Genomic DNA, 22,472 nt, shown 5'->3' on the forward strand with positions numbered 1-22,472 from the left:
GTTGACAACATTCCGGCTCTTTTTCAGGGAAATCGACCCGGAATCTGGGCCTCAGGGGTGGATGCGGCCGGCCGTCATCGTTAACAGATGGAAAACCTTAGGCATGCAATAGTGACCCCGCCGCATGAAGGCAGTTTGTATTGGGTCGCCTTAAGACGGGATGCGGAAGCGAATGTCCCCACCACGGTCGAGTATTGCGTACTGGAAGGCAGCGACTGCGCTCGCCGTTGCCGCCTCGTGCGCGCTCGGCCCGATGTCCGTCACCAAGGCCTATGCGTTCAAGATCTTCGGCATGAAGTTTTTCGAGGGTGACGAGGACGCGGCCCAGGTCATCGACCCCGTCAACTACACCCTCACCTTCGACGCCGGTACCGACGACAAGGAATTGAAAGAGGCGCTTGAGAACAGCTCGCAGCTGGTCCAGGGCCAGGAAAAACCGGTTTCAGGCAACCTTGGCCTTGCGATCCGCGCCCGCGACGACCGCGACCGCCTGCTGGCGGCACTCTATGAGAAGGCCCGATACGGCGGCACCGTCGCAATCCAGATCAATGGTCAGGACATCGACAGCCTGCCACCCGATCCATCTTTCCCTGACGGCAAGGCCATACCCGTCACCGTCAGGGTGACGCCGGGCCCGGTGTTTTCGCTAGGCTCGGTCAAGTTCGAAGGCGACGCCGCCGGCCTCAATCCCGCCGACTACGATCTCGCGCTCGGAACCCGGGCGGATTCGACGCGGATCATCAAGGCCGGCGAAAAGGTCGTCAACGATCTGCGCGAGCAGGGACGGCCGCTTGCCAAGCTGACCGAGCGCAGCGTCGTTGCCGATCATGCAGATTCGACCGTCGACGTGGTGATATCAGCCGAAAGCGGGCCGGTGGCGCCCGTTGGCGAAGTCAGCGTTTCCGGAACCAAGACCGTCGATCCGGGGTTTGTTCGCGATTATTCGCGGCTCAACGAGGGCCGCCCCTATTCGCCCGAGGACATCCGCAAGGCGTCCGAGCGGCTGCGTCAACTCGGCGTGTTCTCGAGCGTGACCATCAAGGAAGCCAACACGCTTTCGCCCGACGGCTCGATCCCGATGAAGATCGAGGTGTCCGAGGGCAAGCACAAGTATTTCGGCTTCGGCGCCCAGGTCTCGACCACGGACGGTCTCGGGCTTTCCGGCTACTGGGGACACCGCAATCTGTTCGGCCGTGCGGAATCGCTGCGTGTCGAGGGCTCGATCGACCGTATCGGCGAGACCCAGGAACTCGATAAGCTCGACTATTCCGCGGGCATCCTCTTTGCCAAGCCCGGCGCCTTCGGTCCGGCCTCGACCTTCACCGCAAGCCTCAAGGCCAACATCCAGGATCCCGATGCCTATCGCGCCAAGATCCTGACCGGTGCGGCCGGCGCCACATTCGAACTGTCGCCGACCGACACCTTTTCCGGTGGCGGCGAGCTGAGCTGGGCGAATATCGACGACGCCTTCGGCTCCAATTCCTACCTGACAGCTGCCATTCCGCTCGAATATGTGCGCGACACCCGCGATGACAAGCTGAACGCGACCGAGGGCTACCGGGCGTTGGTCAACGCCAAACCAAGCTACGAGATCAAGGGCCAGACCTTCTTCTCGTCCTTCGAAGCAGCGGCATCGGGTTACCAAGCGCTCGGCGACGAGAAGCGTTTCGTTCTTGCTGGCAGGATCGGTGCGGGCGTTCTGGTCGGCGGCGACGGCCTTGCCGACATACCGGCAAACCGCCGCTTCTATCTTGGCGGAGGCGGCTCGGTGCGCGGTTATTCCTACCAGGAGATCAGCCCGCGCAACAGCAACAACGACGAGACCGGCGGACGCTCCTATGTCAACACTTCGGTCGAGGCGCGCATCGCCATCACCGACACGATCGGCATCGTGCCCTTCATCGACGCCGGCACCGTGTCTGCCAGCACCACGCCCGATTTCTCCGACATTCGCGCCGGCGCCGGCATCGGCCTTCGCTATCAGACGCCGTTCGGACCGATCCGTCTCGATGTGGCGATGCCGCTCAACAAATATCCCGGCGGCACCAGCTACGGCATCTATGCCGGTATCGGCCAATCCTTCTGATCCGCGCCGGTTCCAGCCGATTTCTGCGCCGCAGCCGGCAAATTTCGCACGAGCGCCCGGAGTTTCTGCCTGCAAAGATTCCGCAGCGACACAAGTTGCGTTATGGGTAGATCATGAATCACGTCGTCCGCTTCCTTCGCGCGACGCTGCGCTATTGCCTTTATGTGCTTGGCGCGCTTGCGGTCGCAGCTCTTCTCCTCGTCGCCTTCGTCGGCTTCACGACTCCCGGCGCCCGCCTTGTCGCCTGGGCGATCGAGAAATATGCGGCGACCCCGGACCAGATCGTGCGGATTGCCGACCCGAGCCCGCTTCTGACCGGCCAGTTCACCGCCGGCAGCGTGACGCTGTTCGATGGCGAGGGCATCTATGCGGAGGTTCGCGATCTCTCGCTCAACTGGTCGCCCGCGGCCCTCTTGTCCTTCCGCTTCGACGCCGCGGCGATTTCGGCAGGCTCCATCCGCGTCGAGCGCCTGCCGGTGCCTTCGACCGAAACCAAGGAAGTGCGCTCGACCTTCGCGCTTCCGGTCGACGTCAAGATCGATGCGATCGACCTCAAGGAAATCGTCATCGGCAAGGCAATCGCCGGCGAGGACCAGTTCCTGACGGCGAGCGGCAAGGTAAACGCCACCAACGAGAGCATCGCGCTCGCCATAACGGCGGCCCAGCGCGACCGGCCCGAGGCCCGTGCCGTTGCCGACATCGTCTTCAATCCGGCCGGCAACGAACTGAAACTTGAAGCGACCGTCAATGAGCCCGCCAACGGCGTTCTGGCGAAGCTCCTGCGCCTGCCGAACGAACCCGCCGTCAACATCAAGGTAACCGGCGAAGGACCGCTTTCGGACTGGGCCGGCGCCGGGACGGCTGCGCTTGACGGCACCGAGATCCTCAAGCTAGACGGCCGTCACGTCCAGTCTACCGATGGCATGCATCGGCTGACGCTTTCCGGCGGCGGCGGCTTCGGCTCGCTGATGCCGCCGGCCTTGCGCCCGATGTTCGAGGGCCAGACCAGCATCGATCTTGCTGCTGCCTTCGACGGCAAGGGCATGGTGCGCGTCGACAAGGGGCACGTGGCGACCGGCGCGCTTGCCTTCGCCGCCTTCGGCACCTTCGACAGCAAGGGCGAGAACAATCTGCAGGCAAGGCTCGCCGGTACCAATGGCGCCATCGATTTCCGCTGGCCACTGGAAAAGGGCGAGGCCCGCGTCCTGATCAATACCGTTAATCTGTCGCTGATCGGCGATGCCCAATCGGCAATCCTTGACGCGGCCGCCGACGTCGCCTCTGTCGCACTGCCGGACGTGGCCCTCGGCGCCATCAAGCTGTCGGCTGCGAGCGATGGCTTCAACCTGGCGACACAGTCGGGTCCGATCAAGACGACGGTCGAGGTCGGCCAGGTCGGCTTCGACAATGCCGATCTCGTCCGGCTGGTCCAGGCGCCGATGAAGATCGTCGGCGACATCACTGTTGCCAAGGACAGCATCACCTTTGCGCCGGTGACGCTGGAAAGCCCCGGCGTTGGCGGCACCGTCGAAGGCGCCTTCTCGCGCGAAACCAATACGGTTGCCGCGACCTTCAAGCTCTTCACGGTCCCAGGCGCCCTGCCGCCCGCTGCCGCTGCAAAATTCGACGGCACGATTGCGCTTGCCGGGAGCATCAAGACCGGCGCCAACGGCAGCGTCACCGTCGAAAACATCGATCTCAAATCCGGGACGATCGAGGCTGCCGGCTCCGTGGCGCTCGCTGAAGGCAATCTGACGGCGGATCTTAAAGGTGTCCTGCCGGATCTCGGCAAGCTGCTCGCCGACGCCAAGGGCAAGGCCGACTTCACCGCCGCTGTGACCGGACCGCTCGCCGAACTCGGCATCAAGGCGGAACTGTCCTCGAGCGGCGCGACGCTCGCCGGTCGCACGCTCAGCGACCTGACCATCAAGGCCGACGCCACCGCAAACCAGAGCAGCCCGCAGGCCAAGCTGACGGCAACCGGTGCGCTCGACGGTCAACCGATCGACGTGCGTGCCGACGTCGTCTCGAAGGACGGTCGCACATCGATCCCGGTGCTCGAAGCCACGATCGGCGAGAACACGCTCAACGGCGCCATCAACTTCACCCCCGACTTCAAACCCGACGGCACTGTCGATTTCAATCTTCCGGACCTTGGGCTGCTTGCCGCCATGGCCGGCCAGAAGGCGTCCGGAGATCTCTCTGGATCGGCGGCGATCCGGACGGCCAACGGCATCACCTCCATCGTGCTCAAGGCCGGCGGCAGCGGCATCAAGCGCGATGACCTGACGATCGCCAAGCCGACGGCCGACATCACCATTGCCGACCTTTCGGCACTGGCGATCAAGGGCAGCGTCCGGGCAGAGACAATTGCCCAGGGGGCCAACCGGGTTTCCGGATTGAGCCTCGACTTCACCCAGCAGGCCGGCAAGACAGGCTTTGCCATCGACGGCAAGTATGACGGCGGGCCTTTGACGGCGAGGGGCGACCTGACGAGTTCGAACGGGCGCACGGAAATCCGTCTTTCCTCCTTCGGCGCGACGCCGAAACAGATTGCACTAAAGCTCGCGGCGCCGACCGTGATCGCGATCGAGAAGGGCACCGTGCGCCTGAATGCGCTCACGATCCAGGCATCGAAAGGCACGATCGCGGTCAGCGGCACCGCCGGCCAAAAGCTCGATATTACCGCAAAGCTGAACGCCCTGCCGGCAGCCCTGGTCAATGCCTTCGCACCGGGCCTCGGCGCGGAAGGGGCAATCGGCGGCACCGTCGATGTCGGCGGAACGGCGGCAGCGCCGGTCGTCGCCTATAACCTCAAATGGTCCGGCGCCTCGCTGGCAGCCGCGCGCACCGCCGGCGTCGGTGCCTTCGACATCTCGGCCAATGGCAAGTTTGCCAACAACCGCGTGACGCTCGACACCACGCTCTCCGGCGCCGGCGGCCTCGCATTCAAGGGCGGCGGCAATGTCGATATCGGCGGCAACATGCCGATCGCCATGAAGTTCAACGGCAATGTGCCCTTCGCGCTCGTTGCCAACCTGATGGCCCAGCAGGGCTTCACGCTCACGGGCCAGGCCTCCGTCGACCTTTCGATTTCCGGCTCGGCCAAGGCACCGCAGATTGCCGGCACGATCACCACCTCAGGCGGACGCCTTGTCGACGTCCGGCGCAACCTCGCGCTCAACAACCTGACGGCCAACGTGGCGCTCGACGGCAAGCAGGCGACGATCTCCAAGCTTTCCGCCAACCTCGCGACCGGCGGCTCGGTCGAGGTCACCGGCACGGTCGGCACCGTACCCAGCTCCGGCTTTCCGGCCAACCTGATCATCAGGCTCAACAACGCCACCTATGTCGACGGCACGCTGTTCACTGCGCAGCTTGCCGGCGAGATGACCTTGACAGGTCCGCTGGTCGCCACCCCGACACTCGGCGGCAAGGTGACGATCCGCAAGGCAGCAATTACCATTCCCGAGAAACTGCCGACCTCGCTCTCGGCTATCGACATCAAGCACAAGAATGCGCCGGCCAAGGTCAAGCGGATGGCCAGGGACATCCGCAAGGACGAGAAGCCGGCAGGCGCCAATGCCAGCGGCGTCATCGCCTTCAACCTTGGCGTCACGGCCAATCAGGTCTTCGTGCGCGGCCGCGGCATCGATGCCGAACTCGGCGGCGACCTGACGATCCGCGGCACGGCCGTGCAGCCGACCATTTCGGGCGGTTTCGAGATGCGCCGCGGCCGTTTGGAAATCCTCGGCAAACGCCTGACCTTTACCGATGGCACCATCGGCTTCGGTGGCGACCTGATCCCGACACTCAATCTCAAGGCGACATCGACCGCCGGCGCGACGACCATCACCGTCAGCGTCACAGGCCTTGCCAACAATCCGCAGATCACCTTCTCGTCGTCGCCAGCCCTGCCCCAGGACGAAATTTTGGCGCAGCTGATCTTCAGCCGCTCGCTGTCCAACCTCTCGGCCTTCCAGATTGCTCAGCTTGCCTCTGCCGTCAGCCAGCTGGCGGGCGGTGGCTCGACCTCGCTGCTCGACGGTCTGCGCAACAAGCTCGGCGTCGACGATCTCGACGTCACCACCGACGAGAACGGCGGCGCCTCGGTGCGCGCCGGCAAGTATCTTAACGACCGCACCTATATCGAGCTGCAGCAAGGCTCGGATTCAGGCTCCAGCAAGGCCGTGATCAATCTCGATGTCGGCAAGGGCGTCAAGCTGAAGGGTGCGGCCGGCGGTGACGGCTCCGCATCGGGCGGCATCTTCTTCGAAAAGGAATATTGAGGCGGCGCGTCATCAATACCGTTTTGACTGACGGCGTGCCTACCTTCGCCACAAAGAATACGCCCGCGGGTCGCTAACGATCCGCGGGCGTATTCTTTGTCGTCTTCCGTCTTCGGACGGCCGGGACGGATCAGTCGTCCGTCACAGCCCCGGGCGAAAATAGATGCCACTGAGCTTGCCGCCGGGGGCAAGCATCAGCCCGCATTCCAGCGTTCCCTTTTCGAAGCGCACGTCATAGACATCCCAACCTTCTTGCAGCACGCCCTTGAACGCCACGCTCTGCAGTGACCCCAGGCGGTCGAGTTCGGCTTTGGCGAGGGGCGCCTGCTCGCGCGCCACCGCTGCGAGCGGCGGCGTCATGCCTTCGTAGTCGGGCTCGCCGCGCTGGTGCTCGGCGATGACGCGGCGAAGCAATGCCTCACTGTCGGGAAACGGGATCTTATCCTTCACGCGCTTCTCCAGGTCGTCGGCAACGGCACGCGCCTTCGTCTCGTCGATGCGTTTCGCCGCCTGTTCGTAGCCGCCCTGATGCAGCACTACGCCTTCCACCTCACCTTGCTCGTTGCGGGTGAAAGAGAGTTGCGCCTGGACGATGCGATAGAAGAACAGGTCATCCGCTTCGGGATAGATTTCGAGCGCATTCTGCCCGGTCAACTGCGCCATCAGTCCGCCCTCGCGGCGGGTGACGCTGAGCACATCGCCGGCCTCGAACTGGAAGTCGCCCACAACAGAGCCGTGTTTTTCGGGATCGAAACGAACCTCGGTTCGAGGCCGTGCCTGCTCATAACGTCGCCACGCGACGGTATCCGGCGATAGGTCGGTCATCCTGGTCTCCTTGGCAAGAGTGATGAGTTCGCTGATAGAGACGGCCCGACCGCTCGATATTTTCTGCAGCGCCGCGCCGATCAGCGACAGGCTGTGCTCGACCCGATCACGCAGATCGACGAGCGCGGATTGCTGGATCGTCAGTGTCTGGCCGAGATCCGGCGCGGCGCCCGCCAGCAACACGGTGATCCGGGTCAGGCTCAGGCCGAGACGCTTCAATGCGAGGATCTCGGTCAGCCGGGCGATTTCCGCAGCGCCATAGAGCCGCCAGTTCTTTTCCGTCCGGCGCGGTGCGATCAGCCCACGATCCTCGTAGACACGCAGCGCCCGCACGGTCAGGCCGAGACGATCGGCACATTCGGCGGCGGACAAAAGGGGATCATGGTTTCGCTTGTCGCTCATGGGAGCCTCCTGGAACTATCTTCTAAGGTATGACCTTAGGTTCGGCTCAAGCGATATTTGGTGTGGGTAGAATCAAGATTTCGCGGAGGATGCTCGCGCTTGGGTCGGGTCGCCATGGATTTTGCACAATTCCGTCCCTACCTGCCCTCTCGCGCAAATTGCATGTTTCCCTAAATCGTATCCGATTTAAGGCTAAAAACATGCAACGGTTCATAGTGCCACAGCGACCTTTGTACGTCGAAAAAGACGCGCGGCGCTGTAGGCCGCAATTTCGGAACAACCCGTATTTTCAGGTGGTTTTTTGTCTCTCCAGCTTCTCGATATCGATCTTCCGCCCACCCTGGCACCGCTGCTCGCAGGTTATGACTGCCGAAAGGATAGCCTCGGCCAGTCAGACTCCAGCGTCTTCCTGTTCGACGCAAAAGACCGCCCGCCCCTCGTTCTCAAGGTCGAAGAGGCCGGTCCCTTTGACGAGCTTGTCGATGAGGCCGAGCGGCTCGAATGGCTGGGCAAGCAGGGAATGCCCTGTCCGCGCGTCGTCGCCCGCGACGTGTACGCGCAAAAGAACTGGCTGCTGATGGAGGCGGTCGAAGGCATCGACCTCGCCTCAAGCACCCTTGCCGCCTCGGAGCAGGTTGTTCTGCTCGCCGAAGCGCTACGCCGCATGCATGCGCTCGATGTCGATGCCTGCCCGTTCGATCACCGGATTGGTGCGCGTGTCGCGATCGCCAGGCTGCGTGCAGAAGCGGACCTGGTCGATGAGACCGACTTCGACGACGAGCGCCTCGGCAAGACCGCCGACGAACTCTTCGTCGAGCTTCAGGCGCGCATCCCTCAGGAGGGAGAGCCGGTCGTCACCCATGGCGACGCCTGCCTTCCAAACATCATCGTCAGGGATGGCCGCTTCGCCGGTTTCATCGATTGCAGCCGTCTGGGCGTCGCCGACCCCTATCAGGATCTGGCGCTGACCTGCCGCAGCATTGCCTACAATCTCGGGGAGGAATGGGTTCAGCCGTTTCTCGATCTCTACGGCATCCGTCGTGCCGATCCCGAAAAACTCGGCTTCTATTGCCTTCTCGACGAGTTCTTCTGACCTCGGGGAAAGCAAGCGCAGGATGGCCCGCGCCGCCTTATGCGGCGTCGCGGGCCTCGATATTGAGATCGACGATATCGGCATCGCCGAGGTCGATGTCTTCCAGGGCGTTGAACAACGCCCAGATATGGCCGAACGGGTCGATGAAGGCACCGACGCGGTCTCCGGTCGACAGCGTCTCCGCCGGGTTTCTGAGGGCGGCACCCGCCCCGATCGCCCGGCCGATGACCCGGTCGACATCCTTCACATGCAGTTCGAGAATGACCGCCGTCGTGCCGAGCGCATGCGGCGATCTCGGCCCGCCTAGTTTCGGCTCCGCGTCCCGCCGCGGATTGGCACCGGCGATCCGGAAGACGGATTCGCCGATCCTGAGATCGGCGCTGGTTAAAATCCCGCTCGGCCATTCATGCCGTTGCACCAGTTCGGCACCCAGCACATCACGATAAAAGGCAATGGCGCGATCCTCGTCGCCATGCCGGACAAATAGCTTCACACAGATCTGCCGATCGGCCAGCCTGCCGCCATTGATGACCATGACATCCTCCAATCTCGGGTGAGGCGCACATCATATACAAAAACGAGAACAAATCAAGAACGACTGGCGCAAAAACGCAACTTTCGACCCTCGCCCTCCACGCGGAAAGAAGGCACTAAAATGCGCCCGTCAGCTTGCTGGTCTTCAACAGGATGTTCGTCTCCGTCACGGTAATGCCGTCGATCAGCCGGATCCGCCTCAGCGTCTCGTCGAACGACACCAGGTCCCTGTCCTCAAGCTCGGCGATGAAGTCCCAGCGGCCGTTGGTGCTGTGCAGCGCCCTCACCTGTGGCAGACCGCGCAACTGCCCGGCGACCCGGTCGGCCATCTTGCCGTGGACCTCGATCATCACCACGGCCCGCACGCCGGAGGCCGGGATTTCCTGTCCCGTGCGAATGGTAAAGGCGGCGATCGTCCCGTTGGCGACCAGCCGGTCGATGCGTGCTGCAACGGTTGCGCGCGATACGCCGGTCCGCGCCGAAAGGGTCGAAACAGGCAGACGGGCATTTTGGCGCAGGGCACTGATCAGCGCCTGATCAAGGTCGTCCATATCTCTCACTTTGCAAAATCGGACTTAGCAATCTGTCGATCTTACCTTTCCAATCGACAGTTTTCCATCTTTTTGCTGTCACGCGTTTTGAGGATAATCCGCGCCATCCACGGGAATCATGACAGAAGGAACAGGGCGGATATGACGACCATCACGCTGATCGGCGCACCCATCGAGGAAGGTTCTGGACGACGCGGCGCGGCCATGGGCCCCACGGCACTTCGTATCGCCGGTATCGACACCGTTCTGCGCGAACTCGGCCACACGGTTTACGATGAAGGCGACGTCAAGCCGCTGCCGGCACGCGACCTCGCCAACCACCCCGGCGCCAACAACCTGCAGATCGTCGCCGCCTTCGCCCGCGCGCTGCACGATTCGGTCCATGACACCGTTCGCAAGGGCCATTTCCCGATCATTCTGGGCGGCGACCACGCGCTTTCGATGGGCAGCGTTTCCGGCATGGCGCGTTACGCCGCCGAAGTCGGCCGACCGCTGTTCGTGCTCTGGCTCGACGCCCATGCCGACTTCAACTCCCCGGCAACCTCGCCGTCGGGCAACATGCATGGCATGCCGGTCGCCTTCTACTGCGGCAAGGCCGAGTTTGCCCCGATCCTGCCTGCGGACCGGCCTATGGTCGATCCGACCAAGGTCTTCCAGGTCGGCATCCGCTCGGTCGACGACCGCGAACGCGAAGAGATCGCCGAACATGGCGTGCGTGTCTACGACATGCGTGCGGTCGACGAGCTCGGCATGGCGCACATCATGCGTCATATCCTCGATGAAGTGCGCTCGGCCAACGGCCTCCTGCATGTCAGCCTCGACGTCGACTTCATGGATCCCGAGCTGGCACCGGGCGTCGGCACCACCGTTCCGGGCGGCGCCACCTTCCGCGAAGCCCACCTGATCATGGAAATGCTCTGGGAGAGCGATCTCGTGTCCTCGCTCGACGTCGTAGAACTTAATCCGTTCCTCGACGATCGCGGCAAGAGCGCGCGTGTCCTGGTCGAGCTGACCGCGAGCCTTTTCGGCCGCCGTGTCCTTGACCGCCCGACCCGCAGCGCCTGAAATAGAAACAACGGAGGACGACGGATGAACACCACGGCAGACCTGATCGAAACCGAATACCGGCTCGGCGCACACAACTATAAACCGCTCGACGTTGTGCTTTCACGCGGCGAAGGCGTCTATGTCTGGGACATGGAAGGCAACCGCTACCTCGACTGCCTGTCGGCCTATTCCGCCGTCAACCAGGGCCACTGCCACCCGAAGATCTTCCAGGCGATGATGGAGCAGGCGCAGAAGCTGACGCTCACCTCCCGCGCCTTCCGCAACGACCAGCTGGCGCATTTCTATGAAGAGATCGCAGCACTCACCGGTTCGCACAAGGTGCTGCCGATGAACTCGGGCGCAGAAGCCGTCGAGACCGCCGTCAAGGCGGTGCGCAAGTGGGGCTACGAGGTCAAGGGTGTCGCGGAAAACAAAGCGGAGATCATCGTCTGCTCCAACAATTTCCATGGCCGCACGATGGGCATCGTCGGCTTCTCGACCGATCCGGACGCCCGCACCGGCTTCGGCCCGTTTGCGCCGGGCTTCAAGGTCGTCCCCTTCGGCGACATCGACGCCTTCCGCGCCGCGATCAACGAGAACACCGTCGCCTTCCTGGTCGAACCGATCCAGGGCGAAGCAGGTGTTCTGGTTCCCACCTCCGGCTATTTCCCGGCAGTGCGCGAGCTTTGCACCAAACACGGCATCACGCTGATCCTGGACGAGATTCAGACCGGCCTCGGCCGCACCGGCAAGCTGCTGGCTGAAGAACACGAGGGCATCGAAGCCGATGTGACGCTGATCGGCAAGGCGCTTTCGGGTGGTTTCTACCCGGTCTCGGCCGTGCTTTCGAACTCGGAAGTGCTCGGCGTGCTTAAGCCCGGCCAGCACGGCTCGACCTTCGGCGGCAATCCGCTTGCCTGTGCCATCGCCCGCGCGGCGCTGAGGGCCCTGACCGAGGAAGGCATGATCGAGAACTCGGCGCGCATGGGCGACCGCTTCCAGAAGGGCCTGACCGACATCCGTTCGAACATCATCAAGGAAGTTCGCGGCCGCGGACTGATGCTGGCGGTCGAGCTGGTGCCGGAAGCCGGTGGCGCCCGCAAATATTGCGAAGCGCTGAAGCAGCTCGGGATCCTTGCCAAGGACACCCATGGCGACACGATCCGCATCGCGCCGCCGCTGGTGATCACCGCCGAACAGGTCGATTGGGCGGTGGAACAGTTCGCCAAGGTTCTCGCTTCCGCTTGATCCCCTGACATTCTTTGTGTTCCATTGCGCCCCGGCTTCGACCGGGGCGCAATGTCTTACTACCAACCTGCGCCGATACTGGCCTATTGCGCCGGAGCGATTTTGGTTTCCGGCAAGGAGAAAACCGGAACCGGACCCAGCGTCCGGTGAGGATCGACGCAGGCTGGAGGCCAATATCGGCACAGGTTGGTATTAGCACTTGCAAAAGCAAGTCTTAACGAATCCCGGCCTATAGTCCCTTCCCAAAGCGCAAAGCGGTTCCTCCGCGCATGATGCAGCTGCGCCCCGCCGGATGTCGTCGGCGGACTTTTGAAAACTCTCCCCATCGGCTCAATGGCCGCGCCAGCCGCGACCGCACCGCACGGAGATGTAACGAGTTTGGCGGTGTCGCGCGCCTTAAGGCGTCGACCGGAAAGCTGGAAGGACCTTCGATGACAAGCACACTCAGGACGGCTGGTTTCGACGGCGAGACGCTGGAAATCATCGCGTTCCGCCTCCACGATCAGGAATTCTGCGTCAAGACCACCACGATCCGCGAGATCCGCGGCTGGGCCCCCTCGACCCCCATTCCGCATTCGCCACCCGAGGTCATCGGCGTGATGAACCTGCGCGGCACCGTGATCCCGATCATCGACCTTGCCCACAAGCTCGGCATGAAATCGACCACGGCCAATGAGCGCAGCGCCATCGTCGTCGCCGAAGTGCACAACATGGTGATCGGTCTCGTCGTCGACCGTGTCTCCGACATCCTCACGGTCCAGGGCAACCAGGTGCAACCGGTTCCCGAAGTCACCGCATCCTTCGACAAGAGCTTTGCCGAAGGCATCATCGCCAACGAGAACGGCATGATCTGCTTCCTCAACCTCGCTCGCATGTTCAAGGAACGCGAAGTCGAGGAAATGGCCGCCTAAACAACAGATTCTGCGTCGCATCAAGGCCCGCTTTGCCCTGGGCAAGGCGGCCTTTTTGCGTTCGGGCGGCGTGGCCCCGTGGCGCCACCCATGATTCGTAAACGATGAGTTGCTAATTCAACCTAGAAACAGCATACGAGTTTTCACAACTAAAATTTGATGTTTGCTATTTTAACAGCTGCTTAATAAGCCTGCCACTAATCTAGATTGTATAAGCAAGACGTCATGGGCATGAACGCCCACGAGTTCGAACTCCCCCCTCGAAGCACGAAAACGCTGACCCCGTTTGGGCCGGCGACGACGGACCAGACAATTTTCGGCAAGCCGGCATTTGTCCTTGTCCCCGGAGTCTGCGCCGCTCTTGGCCCCGCACGCCCTGTCGACAGCACAAGCAACAATGATCCGGCTTTCCGGTTTGAAACAACAAGAACCAAACCAGAGGGTAATCATGTTCTCTTTCGGGCAGAGTCTGGATTCACGCCAGATCGTCGCCGCGCTTTCAAAGTCGCAGGCCATGATCCAGTTCGATCTCACGGGAAAAATTTTGACGGCCAACGAAAACTTCTGCCAGGCACTTGGCTACAACCTGCAGGAGATCGTCGGCCAGCACCACCGCATGTTCTGCGCGCCGGATTATGTCCAGACCCAGGAATATCGCGACTTCTGGGCGCGGCTCGGACGCGGCGAGTTTGACGCCAATGCCTACAAGCGCGTTGCCAAGGGCGGCCGCGAAATCTGGATCCAGGCGACCTACAATCCGGTGTTTCACAACGGCAAGCCCTACAAGGTCGTAAAATTCGCAAGCGACATCACAGCGGCCAAGATCAAGGCCAACGAGGATGGCGGCAAACTCGATGCCATATCGAGATCGCAGGCGGTGATCGAATTCACCCCCGGGGGCGAAATCCTCATGGCCAACGAGAACTTCTGCAACGCACTCGGTTACAGCCTTCAGGAAATTCAGGGCAGGCATCACAGCATGTTCTGCGAACCCAGCTATGTGCGCGGCACTGAGTATGCCGAATTCTGGAAGAAGCTGGCCGCCGGCGAGTTCATCTCCAACGAGTTTGTCCGTTACGGCAAGGCCGGCAAGGAGATCTGGATCCAGGCGGCCTATAATCCGATCCGCGATCCGAGCGGCAAGGTCTACAAGGTCGTCAAGTTCGCGACCGACGTCAGCGAGCGCATGGGCGCAATCAAGGCGCTCGGCCTCGGCCTGCAGGCGCTTGCCGAGGGCGACCTCACTCACAGCCTGCCGACACCCTTCGTTCCCAGCATGGAAACGGTGCGTACCGATTTCAATGGCGCGATCGATCGGCTTTGTCGGGCGATGCAGACTGTTGGCGACAATGCCAACGCCATCGCTTCCGGCGCCCGCGAGATCCGCTCGGCCGCCGACGATCTTTCCAAACGCACGGAGCAGCAGGCGGCCTCTGTGGAGGAAACCGCAGCCGCCCTCGACGAGATCACCACGACAGTCGTCGATTCCAGCCGTCGCGCCGAAGAAGCGGGCGGACTGGTCGCCAAGACCAAGGCGGGCGCCGAACGCTCCGGCAACGTCGTCAAGAACGCGATCGGAGCGATGGATCAGATCGAGCAATCGTCACGCGAGATCTCCAACATCATCGGCGTCATCGACGACATCGCCTTCCAGACCAACCTCCTGGCGCTCAATGCCGGCGTCGAGGCGGCACGTGCCGGTGAAGCCGGCAAGGGCTTTGCTGTCGTCGCCCAGGAAGTGCGCGAACTCGCCCAGCGCTCGGCCCAGGCCGCCAAGGAGATCAAGGCGCTGATCACCGCCTCCAGCGACCACGTCAAGAACGGCGTATCGCTTGTCGGACAGACGGGGGCGGCGCTCGAGGAAATTCTGGTCCAGGTCCAGGAGATCAATCTCAACGTTTCGGCCATTGTCGAGGCCGCACGCGAGCAGTCGACGGGGTTGAAGGAGATCAACCAGGCGGTCAATTCGATGGATCAGGCAACCCAGCAGAATGCAGCGATGGTCGAGGAAAGCACGGCCGCAAGCCACAACATGTCGCGGGAAGCCGAAGCCCTCCACGCCCTGCTACGCCAGTTCCGCATCGGCCAGGACACGGCGCCGTTCGAGATGCAGCGTCACGCCGAGGAACGACAGCAGGCAACACGACTGAACGCCACCGCCCGCGCCATGCGCGGCGGACAAAGACAAGCGCTCGCCGGCGCACCATTGAACGACGGATGGCAGAATTTCTGAGCGCAATCCCTGCACCCCGCGCTCAGGAATGAGGGAAGGTGGCGACCGGTCGCCGCCTTCCCTAAAAACTCTATGGGATCGCGCCATCGCCGCATGGCGAGTACCGATCGACAGCCGCTCTCCAGTGTTCGACATCGTCAGGCGGTTCCGCAAACAAGCTGACAATCAAGATCCTCAGGCCGCTTCCGGGCGCTTGATCTTCGACGCCGCTTCAAGCACCAACGGGCTCAGACCCTCGCCGCCGCCATCGATATGCCGGAACAGCTGTCGCCGCATGCGCGGCTCCCAGAACTTGTTGATATGCGTCGCAACGCCCTCAGCGGCTTCGTCCTGCGGCTGGCTCTTGAAGAAGGTGGCGATCTGGTTCGCCATGTAGATCAGCTTGGCATTGGTGTCATGCGACATCGGCGACGGCTCCGGACTTGATGCGTTCGGCATGGGTGAAGATTTCGAATTCGTCGCCGCGCACCAGCGCGATCAACGTCATGCCCGCCGCTTGCGCCGTGCGGATCGCCAGCGCCGTCGGCGCCGAGATCGCGATGATGACTGGGCTGCCGACGACAGCGGTCTTCTGCACCATCTCGACAGAAACGCGGCTGGTAACGATGACGGCGCCGTCGCAGCCGCGGAAGCCGGCACGCGCTGCCGCGCCGACGAGCTTGTCCAGCGCATTGTGACGGCCGACGTCCTCGCGCACCGCGATCAATCCCTTGCCCGGCACATAGAATGCGGCGCCGTGCACGGCGCGCGTTTCGAAATGCAGCGGCTGCTGACCGTTGAGCAGCGCGACCGCCTTGACCACGTCTTCCTGCGACAGACGAAGCGTCGATGCCGAAACGTCGGGCGTCGGCCGCACCGCCTGCTCGATCGATTCGATGCCGCAGAGACCGCAGCCGACAGGGCCGGCCATATGGCGGCGGCGCAGGCGCAGCATGTCGTTCTGCTTGTCCTTGAGCGTGATCTGCAGGTCGATGCCGAGGTTGCCGGCAACCTCGTCGGCCATCGCCTCGACCGCTTCGATCTGGCCGGGCTCGGTGATGATACCCTCGGTCAGGCTGAAGCCGACGGCGAAGTCCTCGAGGTTCCCGGGGGTGGCCATCATCACCGCATGGGTCGAACCGCCAAAGGTGAAGGCCACCGGCGTCTCCTCCGGGACCACACGGGACCCGTCCCGCAAGGCCCCATTGCGACGGGCGGCTTCCGGCACGGTCTTCGACATCTGGAATTTCGGCATTGATGGCCCGGACATGGAGGCTACTCCGCAGCCTCCAGCTTGCCGGCGATCCGGCGTGACTGCCGCGCCTGCTCGTCATAATCCTGCTGCCAGTCCGACGGCCCGTTGGACGGCATCACCTGAACCGCCGTCACCTTGTATTCCGGGCAATTGGTCGCCCAGTCGGAGAAGTCGGTGGTGATGACGTTTGCCTGCGTCGTCGGGTGGTGGAAGGTGGTGTAGACGACACCGGGTGCCACCCGATCGGTGATCTGCGAGCGCAAGGTCGTCTCGCCGGCGCGGCTGGCAAGCCTGATCCAGTCGCCATCGTGGATGCCCCGTTGCTCGGCGTCGTGCGGGTGGATTTCCAGCCGGTCCTCCGCATGCCAGACGACATTGTCGGTGCGCCGCGTCTGGGCGCCGACATTATACTGGCTGAGAATGCGGCCGGTGGTCAGAAGCAGCGGGAAGCGCGGACCGGTGCGCTCGTCCGTCGCGACATATTCGGTGCGGATGAATTTGCCCTTGCCGCGTACGAAGCCGTCGACATGCATGATCGGCGAGCCCTCCGGGTGTTTCTCATTGCAGGGCCACTGCACGGAACCCATCTTGTCCAGATAGTCGTAGGAGACGAGCGCAAAGCTCGGCGTCGTCGCGGCGATCTCGTCCATGATTTCGGAGGGGTGGCGATAGCTCCAGTTGAGACCCATGGCCTGCGCCAGCTTCTGCGTCACTTCCCAGTCGGCATAGCCGTTCTTCGGCGTCATCACCTTGCGCACGCGGTTGATGCGGCGCTCGGCATTGGTGAAGGTGCCGTCCTTCTCGAGGAAGGTCGAGCCCGGCAGGAACACATGAGCGTAGTTGGCCGTCTCGTTGAGGAAGAGGTCGTGCACGACGACGCACTCCATCGCCGCAAGGCCGGCGGCCACATGCTTGGTATCCGGGTCGGACTGCAGGATGTCCTCGCCCTGGATGTAGATGCCCTTGAAGGTGCCGTCGACCGCGGCGTCGAGCATGTTCGGGATGCGCAGACCCGGCTCGTTGGAAATCTCGACACCCCAGAGCTTCTCGAAGGTCTCGCGCGTTGCATCGTCGGAGACGTGGCGGTAACCCGGCAGCTCGTGCGGGAACGAGCCCATGTCGCAGGAGCCCTGTACATTGTTCTGGCCGCGCAGCGGGTTAACGCCGACGCCCGGCCGGCCGATATTGCCGGTGACCATCGCGAGGTTGGCGATCGCCATGACGGTGGTCGAGCCCTGGCTGTGTTCGGTGACGCCGAGGCCGTAATAGATCGCGCCGTTGCCGCCGGTGGCATAGAGCCGTGCCGCCCCACGCACCAGTTCGGCAGGGACGCCGGTATAGGCCTCGGTCGCTTCCGGGCTGTGATAGGGCTCAGCGACGAAGGCTGCCCAGTCCTCATATTCCGACCAGTCGCAGCGTTCGCGGATGAAGGCCTCGTTGGCGAGGCCCTCCGTAACGATGACATGCGCCAGCGACGTCAGAATGGCAACGTTGGTGCCGGGCTGCAGAGGCAGGTGATAGGATGCTTCGATATGCGGCGAGCGCACGATATCGGTGCGGCGCGGATCGATGACGATCAGCTTTGCGCCCTCACGCAAACGCTTCTTCAGCCGCGAAGCAAAGACTGGATGGCCGTCCGTCGGGTTGGCGCCGATGATCACCGCAACGTCGGTGAACTCGACCGAATCGAAGTTCTGCGTGCCGGCCGAGGTGCCGAAGGCCTGGCCGAGGCCGTAGCCGGTCGGCGAGTGGCAGACGCGGGCGCAGGTGTCGACATTGTTGTTGCCGAAACCGGCGCGCACCAGCTTCTGCACCAGATAGGTCTCTTCGTTGGTGCAGCGCGACGAGGTGATGCCGCCGACCGAATCGCGGCCATACTGATACTGGATGCGCCGGAACTCCGCGGCCACATGCGCATAGGCCTGCTCCCAGGTCACTTCGCGCCAGGGATCGGAGATCTTTTCGCGGATCATCGGGTTGAGGATGCGATCCCCATGGTTCGAGTAGCCATAGGCAAACCGGCCCTTGACGCAGGAATGGCCGCGGTTCGCCTGGCCGTCCTTCCACGGCACCATGCGCACCAGTTCCTCGCCGCGCATCTCCGCCTTGAACGAGCAGCCGACGCCGCAATAGGCGCAGGTGGTGACGACGGAATGCTCCGGCTGGCCGATCTCAATCACCGACTTTTCCGTCAGCGTCGCCGTCGGGCAGGCCTGGACGCAGGCGCCGCAGGAGACGCATTCCGACGACATGAAGTCTTCGGCCATGCCTGCGGAAACGCGGCTGTCGAAACCACGGCCGCCGATCGTCAGCGCGAACGTGCCCTGCACTTCCTCGCAGGCGCGCACGCAGCGCGAGCAGACGATGCATTTCGCCGGATCAAAGGTGAAGTAGGGGTTGGATTCGTCCTTCGGCTGCCATTTGGCGTTGATGCCGCCGTTGTTGCGCGCCTTGACGTGATTGTCACCCTCATAGCCGTAGCGAACATCGCGAAGGCCGACTGCGCCGGCCATGTCCTGCAGCTCGCAGTCGCCATTGGCGGCACAGGTCAGACAGTCGAGCGGATGGTCGGAAATATAGAGTTCCATCACCCCGCGGCGAACGTCCTTCAGCCGCGGCGTCTGGGTCGACACTTCGAGCCCCGGCGCCACTGGCGTGGTGCAGGAGGCGGGCATGCCGGCCCGGCCCTTGATCTCGACGAGACAGAGCCGGCACGACCCGAAGGCGTCCATCATGTCGGAGGCGCAGAGCTTCGGCACCTCGATGCCGGCATCCATCGCCGCCCGCATGATCGACGTGCCCTCGGGCACCGTCACCTCACGGCCGTCGATAGTCAGCGTCACCATGGTTTCGGAGCGGGAGGCCGGCGTTCCATAGTCGATTTCATGAATGAGAGACATGGTCTTCCTCCTCACTCCGCCGCTTCGACAAGCGGAGCCGGTTTAAAATCATCCGGAAAATGCGTCATGGCGCTGACGACGGGATAGGGCGTGAACCCGCCGAGCGCGCAGAGCGAGCCGAACTTCATGGTGTTGCAGAGATCGGAGAGCAATTCGCGGTTCTTCTCCGGCTCGATGCCGGCGGCGATCTTGTCGGCCACCTCGACGCCGCGGGTCGAGCCGATGCGACAGGGCGTGCACTTCCCGCAGCTCTCGATGGCGCAGAATTCCATGGCGAAACGCGCCTGTTTCAGCATGTCGGCGGTATCGTCGAAGACGACGATGCCGGCATGGCCGATCAAACCGTCCCTTGCGGCAAAGGCTTCATAGTCGAACGGCGTGTCGAACAGCGCGCGCGGGAAATAGGCGCCGAGCGGGCCGCCCACCTGCACCGCCTTGACCCGACGGCCGCTCGCCGTGCCGCCGCCGATATGATCGATGATCTCGCCGAGCGCCAGGCCGAAGGCGGTTTCGAATAGGCCGGGATGCTTGACGTTGCCAGCGATCTGGATCGGGATCGTGCCGCGCGAACGGCCCATGCCGAAGTCGCGGTAGAAGACAGCACCCTTGTCCATGATGACAGGAACGGAGGCGAGCGAGATGACGTTGTTGATGACGGTCGGACAGTCGAACAGGCCCTTGTGTGCCGGCAACGGCGGCTTGGCGCGCACGATGCCGCGCTTGCCCTCGAGGCTGTTCAGGAGCGCCGTTTCCTCGCCGCAGACATAGGCGCCGGCGCCGGTGCGCACCTCCATGTCGAACGCCCGGCCGGAGCCGAGCACCGATGGCCCGAGCACGCCAGCGGCACGCGCGATCTCGATCGCCTTAGCCATCGTCGCGATCGCATGCGGATATTCGGACCTCGTGTAGATGAAGCCCTTGGTCGCACCGGTCGCGAGCCCTGATATCGCCATGCCTTCGATCAGCACGAAGGGATCGCCCTCCATGATCATCCGGTCGGCAAAGGTGCCGCTGTCGCCCTCGTCGGCGTTGCAGACGATGTATTTGCGTGCGCCAGCGGCTTCGAGCACGGTCTTCCACTTGATCCCGGTCGGAAAGCCGGCGCCGCCGCGACCGCGAAGACCACTGTCGGTCACCTGGGCAACGATTGCCATCGGCTCCATGGCGATGGCGTTCTCAAGTCCGCGAAGACCGCCATGCGAGCGGTAATCGTCGAGCGACAGCGGATCGATGACGCCACAGCGCGCAAACGTCAGCCGTGTCTGCTGCTTCAGGAACGGAATATCCTCGGTCTTCCCGAGACAGAGCGCGTGATCGCCGCCGGCAACAAGCCCGGCATCAAGCAGAGAGACAACATCACGGGCCTTCACCGGCCCATAGGCGACGCGCCCCTCCGAGGTTTCCACCTCGACCAGCGGCTCCAGCCAGTGCAGTCCGCGCGAACCGTTGCGCACAATGGCAACGTCGAGGCCGCGCGCGGCGACCGCGTCCTCCATCGCCTTTGCAACCTTGTCGGCGCCCAGCGCCAATGCTGCGGCATCACGGGGAATGTAGATCTTTGTTGTCATCGGCGCGCCTCCGCGACGAGAGCTTCGAGATCGTCGGCATCGACCCGGGCATGCACCTCTCCGTCGAGCATCGCGGAGGGTGCGCAGGAACAGAGCCCGAGACAGTAGACCGGCTCGAGCGTCACCGCGCCGTCGGGTGTCGTCTCGTGGAAGTCGATGCCGAGCAGGTGCTTGGCGCGTTCCGCAAGCGCATCGCCGCCCATCGACTGGCAGGCTTCGGCGCGACAGAGCTTCAACACATGACGACCGGCCGGGTGCTCGCGAAAATCGTGATAGAAGGAAAAGACGCCGTAGACTTCGGCGCGCGACAGGTTGAGCTCCCGCGCGATGACAGGCAGACAGTCCTGCGGCACATATCCGAACTCGTGCTGGATCTCATGCAGGATCGGCAGCAGCGGCCCTTCGAGCCCCTTCAGTTCCTCGACGATCGCAAGCGTGCGTCCGGGCACATCGCCACGCGGCTGGTGAATATTCACTCAGGAGCCCTCCCGGCTCGCGGCTGCAGCGCCCCTTGTACGGACCTCGCCCAGCTCGAATTGGCATCTTCTGGGAAGGCCGTTTCCTCCACGCCCTTGCCCAAGAGTGAAAAGCTTCGCCCTTCTGGCCGGAAGGGTCAATAAGGCTGTTTCGTTGATTGATAGAAAAAATCTATTGAACCTGATTTCGTTCGCCGAGAATGCGCGCTTCGTGCAAAAGCGCCGATACCAGCGGCGTGAATGGTTCACGATGGGTCGCAACCAGGCCAACGGTGTGGCGGGCATCCGGTTCGACGATCGGAATCATCTTGATATCATCGTGAAAGCCGAATGATTTCGCGACGTTAAACGGCATGATGCTCGCCCAGCGACCGGTGCGCACATGGGAGAAAAGCACGATCATCGAGTTTGATTCGAGCGTCGGCTCAGCGACGACGCCGGCCTCGGAAAGATGCTGGTTGACGATGCGGCGGTTCTGCATATCGGCGGTCAATAGACAAAGCCGAACGTTGCTAACCTCCTTCCACGTCACGGTTTCGCGATCGGAAAGCGGCGTTCCGGTGGCCGTCACGAGGTGATATCGCTCGATCTGCAGCGGAACGCTGGTCACGCGCCCGAGCGGCTCGTTCTCCAGATAGGTCAGTCCGGCATCGATCTCGAGGTTTTCGAGCAGCGCCAGGATCTGCAACGAGGTGGTCGACAGCACCGAGAACGTCACATCCGGATGCTTCTCCTGAAACGGCGCGGTGATCATCGGCACCATGGCAAGCGTCGTCGGGATCGCCGCCAGCCTGATATGCCCGGAGAGCCCCTTGCGCGCCGCGCGCATTTCCTCGCGCATCGTGCGGGCATCGCCGACGATGCGCCGCGCCCATTCCAGCACCCGCTGCCCCTCCGGGGTCAGCCCCTGAAAACGCGAACCGCGGCTGACGAGCATGACGCCGAGCTGTTCTTCCAGCTGGCGGATTGCCGCCGACAACGTCGGTTGCGTCACGCCGCATTCAAGCGCCGCCCGGCCGAAGTGCCTTTCGCGAGCGAGCACCAGGAACATTTCCAGCTTGTCGATCATCACACG

16 protein-coding genes are annotated in these 22,472 nt (G+C 63.1%); 7 read left to right on the forward strand and 9 right to left on the reverse strand.

From position 1 onward, the window contains the following. The first annotated feature begins 172 nt into the window (after nucleotides 1-172). Together J3R84_RS16265 and J3R84_RS16270 are read left to right on the forward strand one after the other, a co-directional pair. Nucleotides 173-2,086, forward strand: a complete 1,914-nt coding sequence (locus J3R84_RS16265) for an autotransporter assembly complex protein TamA (RefSeq protein ID WP_025425022.1) — start codon at nucleotides 173-175, stop codon at nucleotides 2,084-2,086. Nucleotides 2,087-2,199: 113 nt separating this feature from the next. Next, on the forward strand, nucleotides 2,200-6,375 hold the full coding sequence (locus tag J3R84_RS16270; protein WP_203528586.1) for a translocation/assembly module TamB domain-containing protein: 4,176 nt from the start codon (nucleotides 2,200-2,202) through the stop codon (nucleotides 6,373-6,375). Between the two features lie 141 nt (nucleotides 6,376-6,516). Here J3R84_RS16270 and J3R84_RS16275 read toward each other — a convergent pair whose 3' ends face one another. Then, nucleotides 6,517-7,602, reverse strand: coding sequence for a MerR family transcriptional regulator (locus J3R84_RS16275; protein ID WP_025425024.1), 1,086 nt, complete (start codon nucleotides 7,600-7,602; stop codon nucleotides 6,517-6,519). Nucleotides 7,603-7,903: 301 nt separating this feature from the next. On the opposite strand from J3R84_RS16275, the gene J3R84_RS16280 reads away from it, so the two are divergent. Next, on the forward strand, nucleotides 7,904-8,695 hold the full coding sequence (locus J3R84_RS16280; protein WP_025425025.1) for an APH(3') family aminoglycoside O-phosphotransferase: 792 nt from the start codon (nucleotides 7,904-7,906) through the stop codon (nucleotides 8,693-8,695). 37 nt (nucleotides 8,696-8,732) lie between these two features. Here J3R84_RS16280 and J3R84_RS16285 read toward each other — a convergent pair whose 3' ends face one another. Both J3R84_RS16285 and J3R84_RS16290 read right to left on the reverse strand, forming a co-directional pair. Next, entirely contained in the window at nucleotides 8,733-9,230 is a 498-nt protein-coding gene (locus tag J3R84_RS16285; protein ID WP_025425026.1) for a VOC family protein, read from the reverse strand. A 115-nt stretch (nucleotides 9,231-9,345) separates the two neighbouring features. Continuing rightward, nucleotides 9,346-9,780: an Lrp/AsnC family transcriptional regulator gene (locus J3R84_RS16290; RefSeq protein WP_025425027.1), complete on the reverse strand. Its 435-nt coding sequence runs from the start codon at nucleotides 9,778-9,780 to the stop codon at nucleotides 9,346-9,348. Nucleotides 9,781-9,921: 141 nt separating this feature from the next. Between J3R84_RS16290 and rocF the strand changes: the two genes are divergently transcribed. The 4 genes from rocF (at nucleotide 9,922) to J3R84_RS16310 (ending at nucleotide 15,219) form a co-directional block, all read left to right on the forward strand. Next, nucleotides 9,922-10,845: an arginase gene (gene rocF / locus J3R84_RS16295; protein WP_025425028.1), complete on the forward strand. Its 924-nt coding sequence runs from the start codon at nucleotides 9,922-9,924 to the stop codon at nucleotides 10,843-10,845. Nucleotides 10,846-10,869: 24 nt separating this feature from the next. Beyond that, on the forward strand, nucleotides 10,870-12,075 hold the full coding sequence (gene rocD / locus J3R84_RS16300; RefSeq protein ID WP_025425029.1) for an ornithine--oxo-acid transaminase: 1,206 nt from the start codon (nucleotides 10,870-10,872) through the stop codon (nucleotides 12,073-12,075). Between the two features lie 431 nt (nucleotides 12,076-12,506). Continuing rightward, nucleotides 12,507-12,986, forward strand: coding sequence for a chemotaxis protein CheW (locus tag J3R84_RS16305; RefSeq protein ID WP_025425030.1), 480 nt, complete (start codon nucleotides 12,507-12,509; stop codon nucleotides 12,984-12,986). 448 nt (nucleotides 12,987-13,434) lie between these two features. After that, entirely contained in the window at nucleotides 13,435-15,219 is a 1,785-nt protein-coding gene (locus J3R84_RS16310; protein WP_025425031.1) for a methyl-accepting chemotaxis protein, read from the forward strand. A 174-nt stretch (nucleotides 15,220-15,393) separates the two neighbouring features. Here the strand turns inward: J3R84_RS16310 and J3R84_RS16315 are convergent, their stop codons facing one another. The 6 genes from J3R84_RS16315 to J3R84_RS16340 form a co-directional block, all read right to left on the reverse strand. Then, entirely contained in the window at nucleotides 15,394-15,624 is a 231-nt protein-coding gene (locus J3R84_RS16315) for a formate dehydrogenase subunit delta (RefSeq protein ID WP_025425032.1), read from the reverse strand. Continuing rightward, nucleotides 15,614-16,468 (reverse strand): formate dehydrogenase accessory sulfurtransferase FdhD, encoded by an 855-nt coding sequence (gene fdhD / locus J3R84_RS16320; RefSeq protein ID WP_025425033.1) that lies wholly within the window; start codon nucleotides 16,466-16,468, stop codon nucleotides 15,614-15,616. Before fdhD ends, J3R84_RS16315 begins: the two co-directional genes overlap by 11 nt. 5 nt (nucleotides 16,469-16,473) lie before the next feature. Then, nucleotides 16,474-19,353, reverse strand: a complete 2,880-nt coding sequence (gene fdhF / locus J3R84_RS16325; protein WP_025425034.1) for a formate dehydrogenase subunit alpha — start codon at nucleotides 19,351-19,353, stop codon at nucleotides 16,474-16,476. 11 nt (nucleotides 19,354-19,364) lie between these two features. Next, nucleotides 19,365-20,921: a formate dehydrogenase beta subunit gene (locus tag J3R84_RS16330; RefSeq protein WP_025425035.1), complete on the reverse strand. Its 1,557-nt coding sequence runs from the start codon at nucleotides 20,919-20,921 to the stop codon at nucleotides 19,365-19,367. Next, nucleotides 20,918-21,397: a formate dehydrogenase subunit gamma gene (locus J3R84_RS16335; RefSeq protein WP_025425036.1), complete on the reverse strand. Its 480-nt coding sequence runs from the start codon at nucleotides 21,395-21,397 to the stop codon at nucleotides 20,918-20,920. The genes J3R84_RS16330 and J3R84_RS16335 overlap by 4 nt, the downstream gene beginning before the upstream one ends. Before the next feature lie 172 nt (nucleotides 21,398-21,569). After that, complete coding sequence (locus J3R84_RS16340) at nucleotides 21,570-22,466, reverse strand: LysR family transcriptional regulator (protein ID WP_025425037.1); 897 nt, start codon at nucleotides 22,464-22,466, stop codon at nucleotides 21,570-21,572. Nucleotides 22,467-22,472 lie beyond the last annotated feature (6 nt).

The organism is Ensifer canadensis (genome assembly GCF_017488845.2).
GTDB classification, from domain to species: Bacteria; Pseudomonadota; Alphaproteobacteria; order Rhizobiales; family Rhizobiaceae; genus Ensifer; species Ensifer canadensis.

What these genes read in the sequence shown, in the direction of transcription:
- J3R84_RS16305 (WP_025425030.1), top strand. Translation starts at nt 12,507, where the DNA reads ATGACAAGCACACTCAGGACGGCTGGTTTCGACGGCGAGACGCTGGAA.
- J3R84_RS16290 (WP_025425027.1), bottom strand. Translation starts at nt 9,780, where the DNA reads ATGGACGACCTTGATCAGGCGCTGATCAGTGCCCTGCGCCAAAATGCC.
- J3R84_RS16270 (WP_203528586.1), top strand. Translation starts at nt 2,200, where the DNA reads ATGAATCACGTCGTCCGCTTCCTTCGCGCGACGCTGCGCTATTGCCTT.
- J3R84_RS16310 (WP_025425031.1), top strand. Translation starts at nt 13,435, where the DNA reads ATGTTCTCTTTCGGGCAGAGTCTGGATTCACGCCAGATCGTCGCCGCG.
- J3R84_RS16275 (WP_025425024.1), bottom strand. Translation starts at nt 7,602, where the DNA reads ATGAGCGACAAGCGAAACCATGATCCCCTTTTGTCCGCCGCCGAATGT.
- J3R84_RS16265 (WP_025425022.1), top strand. Translation starts at nt 173, where the DNA reads ATGTCCCCACCACGGTCGAGTATTGCGTACTGGAAGGCAGCGACTGCG.
- J3R84_RS16285 (WP_025425026.1), bottom strand. Translation starts at nt 9,230, where the DNA reads ATGGTCATCAATGGCGGCAGGCTGGCCGATCGGCAGATCTGTGTGAAG.
- rocD (WP_025425029.1), top strand. Translation starts at nt 10,870, where the DNA reads ATGAACACCACGGCAGACCTGATCGAAACCGAATACCGGCTCGGCGCA.
- rocF (WP_025425028.1), top strand. Translation starts at nt 9,922, where the DNA reads ATGACGACCATCACGCTGATCGGCGCACCCATCGAGGAAGGTTCTGGA.
- fdhF (WP_025425034.1), bottom strand. Translation starts at nt 19,353, where the DNA reads ATGTCTCTCATTCATGAAATCGACTATGGAACGCCGGCCTCCCGCTCC.
- fdhD (WP_025425033.1), bottom strand. Translation starts at nt 16,468, where the DNA reads ATGTCCGGGCCATCAATGCCGAAATTCCAGATGTCGAAGACCGTGCCG.
- J3R84_RS16315 (WP_025425032.1), bottom strand. Translation starts at nt 15,624, where the DNA reads ATGTCGCATGACACCAATGCCAAGCTGATCTACATGGCGAACCAGATC.
- J3R84_RS16340 (WP_025425037.1), bottom strand. Translation starts at nt 22,466, where the DNA reads ATGATCGACAAGCTGGAAATGTTCCTGGTGCTCGCTCGCGAAAGGCAC.
- J3R84_RS16330 (WP_025425035.1), bottom strand. Translation starts at nt 20,921, where the DNA reads ATGACAACAAAGATCTACATTCCCCGTGATGCCGCAGCATTGGCGCTG.